A 6757-nucleotide genomic window follows, 5' to 3' on the forward strand; every position below is an offset into this window, starting at 1 on the left:
CCCTCTACCGCCTCTCCAAGGGGCGAGGCTCGGCCCGATCGAGCCCTGCCCCTGCTTCGTCACGGGCGGTGACACCTGTCAGGATTCGGGACATCATTCGCGGCCCGGATGAGGCTCCCGCGTGTTTCGCTGAGGTGGCTGCTCGGAGCCGTGACGATCCTGGCCTCGCTCGTGTTCGGGGTCTCGGTGGTGTCGGTGAACCGCCTCATCCGCATGTCGAGCGAGCAGCGCCTCGAGCGAGGCCGCGATCTCGTGCAACGTGAGCTCGCGCGCTGGGCCGAAGAGCCCGACACAGGCGATGGGCCCGCGCGCTTCACGGTGCTCGGGCTGCGTGGCGGCACGACCTTGGATCCGGCCGTCCCGGGAGCGCCGATCCCGATCCGCTCGGGCATCTCGAGCGAAGCCGATCGCGCGCTCTCCACGCTCGCGGCCGTAGCAAAGCGGGATCGGGCCGAGGTTGGATCACTCGACGTCGACGAGGGCACGCTTTTCCTCGGGGCGCGGCGGCGCGCGGACGGCCGCTTGCTCTGGGCCGCGTACACCGTGTCGATGTCGAAGCTCGTCGCCAACTGGCGCCTCATCGCGGGCCTGCTCACGTCGGCGACCGTGCTGCTCGGTGTGATCGCGCTCGGTACGGTGATCGCCGCCACGCGTGGGGCGCGCGGGCTCAAGCGTTCGCTCGCGGCGCTGGAGGAGGACCTCACGGCCGAGGTCCCGCGTCCTGCGATCGCCGAGCTGTCGAGCGTGGCCGAGGGCGTGGCGAGCCTCGCGGCGAGCCTCGCGGCGGCCGAGCGCGAGCACGAGCGGCTCGCCGAGGAGCTCGCTCGCAAGGAGCGCCTGGCCGCGCTCGGACGTGTCGTCGCCGGCGTCGCGCACGAAGTCAAAAACCCGCTCGCGTCGATCAAGCTGCGCGTCGACATGGCGCGCACCTCGGAGGGCGTGCCGGCCGATGTCGTGGCCGAGCTCGACGCGGTGGACGAAGAGATCACGCGGCTCGATCGCCTCCTCACGGATTTCCTCGTCGTCAGCGGTCGTCGGATCGGCCGGCGCGTGGACACGGAGCTCCGGGACGTGGTCGAAAGGCGGCTCGGGCTGCTCGCGACCTGGGCGAAGGAGCGTGGCGTCAGCCTGGCCGTGACGGGCCGTGCGCGCGCCGTCGTCGACCCCGATGCTTGCGCGCGCGCCGTGGACAACCTCGTCAAGAACGGGGTCGAGGCGTCGCCTGCGGGCGCTGAGGTGCGCGTGCGGATCGAGCGGCGCGAGGGGCTGTCGGTGCTGACGGTCGAGGACGACGGACCCGGCGTGCCCGAGGATCGTGTCTCCGAACTTTTCGAGCCATTTTTCACGACGAAACCCGAGGGCACGGGGCTCGGCCTCGCGGTCTCGCGGGCCATCGCGGTCGCGAGCGGCGGGCGCCTCTCGTACCTTCGCGAGGGCGGCGTCACGCGGTTCGAGCTCTCGGTTCCGGCTGAAGGAGGCGCGGCATGAGCACCGTGCTCATCGTGGACGACGAAAAAGGCATCCGGCTCGGGCTCGCGACGGCGCTGGCGCGCGTGGGTCACACGACCGTGGCCGCCGCGAGCCTGGCCGAGGCCCGGACGCGGCTCGAGGAACCAAACAGCTTCGACTGCGCCCTGGTCGACATCCGCCTCAAAGATGGAAGTGGCCTCGAACTGCTTCGCGAGCTTCGAACCGGAAAACACCGCGATCTGCCGGTGATCGTGGCCACGGCGTACGACGATGGCGAACGCACCATCGAGGCGATGCGCGACGGGGCCTTCGATTACCTGACAAAGCCTTTTGATCTCCAACGGCTCGTCGCCACCGTCGCGCGCGCGATCAAGCAGCGGCGTACGCCTCCGGCGACCGCTACGGCGCACGCGGAGAGCACGCCGCTCGTGGGGCGGAGCGCGGCCATGCACGCGGTCTGGAAGCTCATCGGCCGCGCCGCCGGCTCGCAGGCCCCGGTGCTCGTCAAGGGCGAGGCCGGCGCCGGCAAGGAGCTCGTGGCCCGCGCGATCCACGAGTATTCGAGCCGCGCCAGCGAGCCGCTCGTCGTGGTGCGTGTCGATCCGTCGACGGACGCCGCCGAGCTCCGAGGCCTCTTCGCGGGCGCGCGCGCGGGCGGGACCCTCCTCGTCGACGGCGCGGGGGATCTCACGCCGGCGGCGCAGGGCGCGTTCGCCGCGTGGCTCTCCGAGTCCCCGCCGGTCCGAGTCATCACGCTGGCGCGCCTCGCGCCGGGCTCGCTCGAGGTTCCTTTGATTGCCGAGCTTTATTATCAGCTCGCGGTCCTCGAAATTGCCGTCCCTCCCCTGCGCGAGCGCCGGAGCGACGTGCCGCTGCTCGTCTCGCGGGCGATCGTGGGGACACGCGCGCGCGCAATCTCTGAAGAAGCCATGGCCGCGCTCGTGCGCCACGACTGGCCGGGCAACGTACGCGAGCTTTTCCTCGTGGTCCGCCGGGCCGCGGAAATGTGCCACGGCGAGGTCATCGACGCCGATGCACTCCCGCCCGAGCTCGCGACGCCCGCCTCCCCAACCGAGCCCACGAACCGTTACCTCGGCCTACCGCTGCGCGAGGCCGTGGCGCGCCTCGAGCGGGATCTGCTCGCGTCCGCGCTCCAGCGCGCCGACGGCAATCGCACCCTGGCGGCCAAGCTCCTCGGCATTCCGCGCCCGCAGCTCTACGCGAAGCTCGAGGAGCACGGTTTTTCCGAGAAGCGATCGGGGACGCCGTCGGGAAAATAAGCGAGTCTACTGGGGAATGGGGGGCGCCTCCGTCCCCTTCCCGCTCGTGTGTGGCTCGGGGCGCTTTGCCCCGAGCGTCGCGACCAGCGCGCCCGCGACGATCAGCGCGCAGGAGACCGCCAGCGTGATGCTCGGCTCTGCGTGGCCGGCGAGGACGAGGATCGAGGTCGAAAGCACCGGAGCCGCATAGGACGCCACGCCGAGCAGGCGGATGTCTCCGCGCTTCACACCAATATCCCACACATAAAAAGCGATTCCGACCGGGCCGATGCCGAGCGAAAGGAGCGCGAGCCATTGCGTCGTGTTTTCTGGCCAAACGGTCGTTTCGAACGCGAGATGGCCGAGGAAGCTCAGGGCGGAGGTCGCGAGGCAGAACCCGGCCACGGCGTCGGTCGGGACCTCGCCGAAGCGCCGGGAGAGGACGGAATAACCCGCCCACACGAAGGCTGCCGCGAAGGCGCAGGCATACCCCGGCAGGTGCTCGGCGCGGGCGTCGAGGGCGCCGCGGCCGAGGAAAAGCACAAGGATTCCGGCGAAACCGACGAGCGCCCCGCCGACATGGGCCGCTCGCAATCGCTCGCCGGGCAGGAACGACGAGAAGAGCACGATGAGCAAGGGCCAGAGGTAATTGACGAGGCCGGACTCGGCGGGTGGTGCCCAGCGCAACGCCGCGAAATAAAGGGCGTGATACCCGAAGAGGCCGCCCGTACCGAGGGCCCAGACGATCGGCGGTTGCCGCAGCGATCGAATGGCGTGCGGCCGCCGGATCCAGGTCGCGACGCCCGCGAGGCCGCCCACGAGAAACGTCATGGCGGCGAGCTGGAATGGCGGGACTTTGCCCGAAGCCGCCGTGAAGAGGGCGAGCAGCGACCAGAGGAGGATGGCCGAAAAGCCGGTCGTGGTGGCGGTGCGAGGGGACATCAAGCCAGCACGAGGGCGCCCGCGGCGCAGATGGTTGGTGCTGCAAAGGATTGGCGTCGCGGGGCGGGAGGCATCGTGCGGACGATATCATGCTCACAGCGAGGCGGTAGGCCATCCGCTGGCCTCTCCCGCGCCGCTCGTGTAGGCTCGGCAGGGCGATGCGCTACGAAGGCAAGCTCTACCGTCCGCCCAGCGAGGCGCACTCGTACATCTTGCAGGCCACGATCGGCTGCTCCTGGAACAAGTGCACGTACTGCGACATGTACCGGGACAAGACCTTTCGTATTCGCGACCTCGCCGAGACTCTGCAAGACATCACGTCCGCGGGGGCGGCTTTCGGCGACCACGTGGAGAAGGTCTTCGTCGCCGACGGTGATGCCCTCGTCATGCCCCTCGACCATTGGCTCCCCCTTCTTGACGCTTGCCGCCGCGCCTTTCCGAACCTCCGGCAGGTGAGCTGTTATGCGATGGCGACCAATTTGCTGGAGAAAACCAGCGATGATCTCCGCACCTTGCGTGAGCGTGGCCTCGACTTGCTTTACATTGGCCCCGAATCCGGCGACGACCTCGTGCTCAAGCGGATTGCCAAGGGCTCCTCGTTCGACGACCACGTCGAGGCCGCGCGCCGCGCCCGCGCCGCGGGCATGAAGACCTCGGCGATCTTCCTCCTTGGCGCGGGCGGCACCGAGCGCACGGGCGAGCACGCGAGCGCCTCGGCGCGCCTCGCGACCGCGATGGATCCCGAATACCTCGCAGCGCTCACGTTGACGATCGTCCCCGACACACCTCTCGCCACACTGGAACGCCGTGGCCGCTTCGTTTTACCCGACGTACACGGCCTGCTCCGCGAGCTGCGCACCTTCGTCGCCGAGGCTGCGCCCACGAATGCGCTTTTCCGGACGAACCACGCGTCGAATTACCTACCCATCGGCGGACGCCTCCCGCAGGATCGCGCGCGGATCCTCGACGTCATCGACGCCGCGCTCTCGGGTCGGATCAAGCTCCGGCCCGAGCATACGCGCGGGCTCTGAACGTTTCACCGGCGACGCCGGAGCCGCCGCAGCACGACGGCTTGCCACGCCACGACCGCGAGCAGCACGACCGTCACCGCGGGCCACAGCGCGAAGAACATGAACGCATTCGCGTCGCGGTACGTTGCCCCGGCGAGCGCGGCCGCGCGGATCATGAAATCCACGCACGCGGCGTAGATGGCGATCCCGAGCTCCGTCACGACGCACCCCGCCGGAGCGCGAGGAGCTTGCGCCGCTGCGAGAGCGCGACGAGATAAAGCGCGTACATGAGCCCGGGCCACGCGACGCAGAACAGCGCAAGGTTCACGACGCCGTAGCCTACGTGGGGCGCGCTCGGCACGACAGCCTTTCCCGCGGCCTTGAGCCCTGCGATTGTCTTGCCGTACAGCCCGCCGTCGCCCGCGAGCGCGAGCGGGAGGCTTGGCGCGTGGGAGCAGCCGTGGTTGTGGCAGTGCCACGTGCAGTGATCCCTCGCGTGGGCCTCGATCGGAATCGCGGCGCGGAGCACGGGCGATCCCGTGGCGAGGACCGCGGTGAACGCCGCGGGGACCAAGGCGAGCGGAGCAATCGCCAGAAGAAACCAAACGTGGCGCTTCATCGTCACCATACCCGAAGGCCGCAGGGTCGCACGAATCGTGCGGCGGGTCGACCCGTCGACGTCGATCACGAAAGTCGACGCGGACGTACCCGATCGGCATACTTGCGCGCATGCAAGACGAGGACTCGAAGCGCGTCACGCTCGAAATCGAGGGGCGTCCGTCGGTGGTCGACACGATCGTGACGCTCTTGCGGTACATCGAGGCGTGCGGGCGATTCGGCACGACACGTTACGTCGAGATGATGGTCGACGGAGATGGCGGCGCGCAGATCGCCCTGCGGATCGACGGCGAAAAGCGCCCGCTCGACGCGGACGAAGAGGCGTTTCTGCTCGAAGGTACGGGCGAGGGCACCGAGGCGCTTCGCCGGCAATACGTGACCACGGAAGAGCGGCCCGACGGCGTGCTGCTCAAGATCGATCTGGCCTGACGACCGGCCCCGGGCCATGTCCGGAATCCTGTCCGGGTGATTCCACGGGGGGGACTCTATGGTGTCGCTCGATGACGACGACCTTTTCGGCCACGACCTACAACGTGCTCGCCCAATGCTACGTGCGGCCCGATCGCTACCGGAGCTCGCCGCCGGACGCGCTCGAGCCCACCTCCCGCCGCGCACGGCTCCTCGCGCGCATCGATGCGCTCGGGTCCGACCTCCTATGCCTGCAGGAGGTCGAGCCCGACCTGTACGAGGCGCTCAGCGCCCGCCTCGACGCGACCCACGCGAGCGCGTACGCACAGCGGGCGGGTCGCCGCGAGGGTTCGGCCCTGTTCGCGCGCCGCACGGTCTTCGCATGGCACGGCCACGACGTGCTGCACTTCGCCGCGCACCGCCCCGGCGACGACGATCTCGCACTGATCGCGCGCCTCTCCGTCGATGCCCGTCCACTCCACGTCGCGACGACCCACCTGACCTGGCAGCCTGACAGCACGCCGATCGACGAGCACCTCGGGCGCCGCCAGCTGCTCGAGCTCATCGCCTACCGCGACGCGGCCCCCACCGATATCACCTGGCTCGTCGCCGGGGATTTCAATGCAACCTCGCAGAGCCCGGTGCTCGGCGCAGCCTACGAGCGTGGTCTCGCCGAGAGCTGTCGCGCGCAGCGCCCATGGGACACGACCGCAATCAACGGCCGCGCGCGCAAAATCGACTACATCCTCCACTCGGCAGGCCGGCTCGATCCACGCCCTTCCGTCCTCCCAAGGCTCAGCCGCGACACCGTGATGCCGTCCGCGAACGAGCCGTCAGACCATCTGCCATTGATGGTTGCGTTCACGCCCATTTCGTAGCTGGGAGGCGTTTCGCTGGGGCGTTGCCCCAGGCCCCACCAGGGGCTGAGCATTGGTCTCATCTCGCGAGCCCATTCTCCCTGAGCACCCGTAGCATCTCTGCTGCGGGTGCCAGTCGTTCGAGCCCGCGGCTGATGGTGACGGATCCGGGGGGTCCTCCGGAGGACTTGCC

Annotated in this window: 8 protein-coding genes; 5 read left to right on the forward strand and 3 right to left on the reverse strand. The window is 69.4% G+C overall.

Annotated elements, in window-relative coordinates:
- The first annotated feature begins 150 nt into the window (after positions 1 to 150).
- Together KEG38_RS34605 and KEG38_RS34610 are read left to right on the forward strand one after the other, a co-directional pair.
- Positions 151 to 1488 (forward strand): sensor histidine kinase, encoded by a 1338-nt coding sequence (locus tag KEG38_RS34605; protein ID WP_272424526.1) that lies wholly within the window; start codon positions 151 to 153, stop codon positions 1486 to 1488.
- The gene (locus KEG38_RS34610) at positions 1485 to 2750 is read left to right on the forward strand and encodes a sigma-54-dependent transcriptional regulator (protein ID WP_272424527.1); all 1266 of its coding nucleotides are present in this window, start codon (positions 1485 to 1487) and stop codon (positions 2748 to 2750) included. The genes KEG38_RS34605 and KEG38_RS34610 overlap by 4 nt, the downstream gene beginning before the upstream one ends.
- 6 nt (positions 2751 to 2756) lie before the next feature.
- On the opposite strand, the gene yddG is transcribed toward KEG38_RS34610, so the two are convergent.
- Positions 2757 to 3671, reverse strand: a complete 915-nt coding sequence (gene yddG / locus KEG38_RS34615) for an aromatic amino acid exporter YddG (protein ID WP_272424528.1) — start codon at positions 3669 to 3671, stop codon at positions 2757 to 2759.
- A 158-nt stretch (positions 3672 to 3829) separates the two neighbouring features.
- On the opposite strand from yddG, the gene KEG38_RS34620 reads away from it, so the two are divergent.
- A complete protein-coding gene (locus KEG38_RS34620; RefSeq protein WP_272424530.1) occupies positions 3830 to 4702 on the forward strand; it encodes a radical SAM protein in 873 nt (290 codons plus the stop codon).
- 5 nt (positions 4703 to 4707) lie between these two features.
- On the opposite strand, the gene KEG38_RS34625 is transcribed toward KEG38_RS34620, so the two are convergent.
- Positions 4708 to 4902, reverse strand: a complete 195-nt coding sequence (locus KEG38_RS34625) for a hypothetical protein (RefSeq protein WP_272424532.1) — start codon at positions 4900 to 4902, stop codon at positions 4708 to 4710.
- The gene (locus tag KEG38_RS34630; protein ID WP_272424533.1) at positions 4899 to 5300 is read right to left on the reverse strand and encodes a hypothetical protein; all 402 of its coding nucleotides are present in this window, start codon (positions 5298 to 5300) and stop codon (positions 4899 to 4901) included. The genes KEG38_RS34625 and KEG38_RS34630 overlap by 4 nt, the downstream gene beginning before the upstream one ends.
- A gap of 110 nt (positions 5301 to 5410) precedes the next feature.
- Here KEG38_RS34630 and KEG38_RS34635 point away from each other — a divergent pair, with 110 nt between their 5' ends.
- Positions 5411 to 5728 (forward strand): hypothetical protein, encoded by a 318-nt coding sequence (locus tag KEG38_RS34635; RefSeq protein ID WP_272424535.1) that lies wholly within the window; start codon positions 5411 to 5413, stop codon positions 5726 to 5728.
- Positions 5729 to 5799: 71 nt separating this feature from the next.
- Positions 5800 to 6585, forward strand: coding sequence for an endonuclease/exonuclease/phosphatase family protein (locus tag KEG38_RS34640; protein ID WP_272424537.1), 786 nt, complete (start codon positions 5800 to 5802; stop codon positions 6583 to 6585).
- Positions 6586 to 6757 lie beyond the last annotated feature (172 nt).

Origin of the sequence: Polyangium jinanense, assembly GCF_028435265.1 — a bacterium.
GTDB classification, from domain to species: domain Bacteria; phylum Myxococcota_A; class Polyangia; order Polyangiales; family Polyangiaceae; genus Polyangium; species Polyangium jinanense.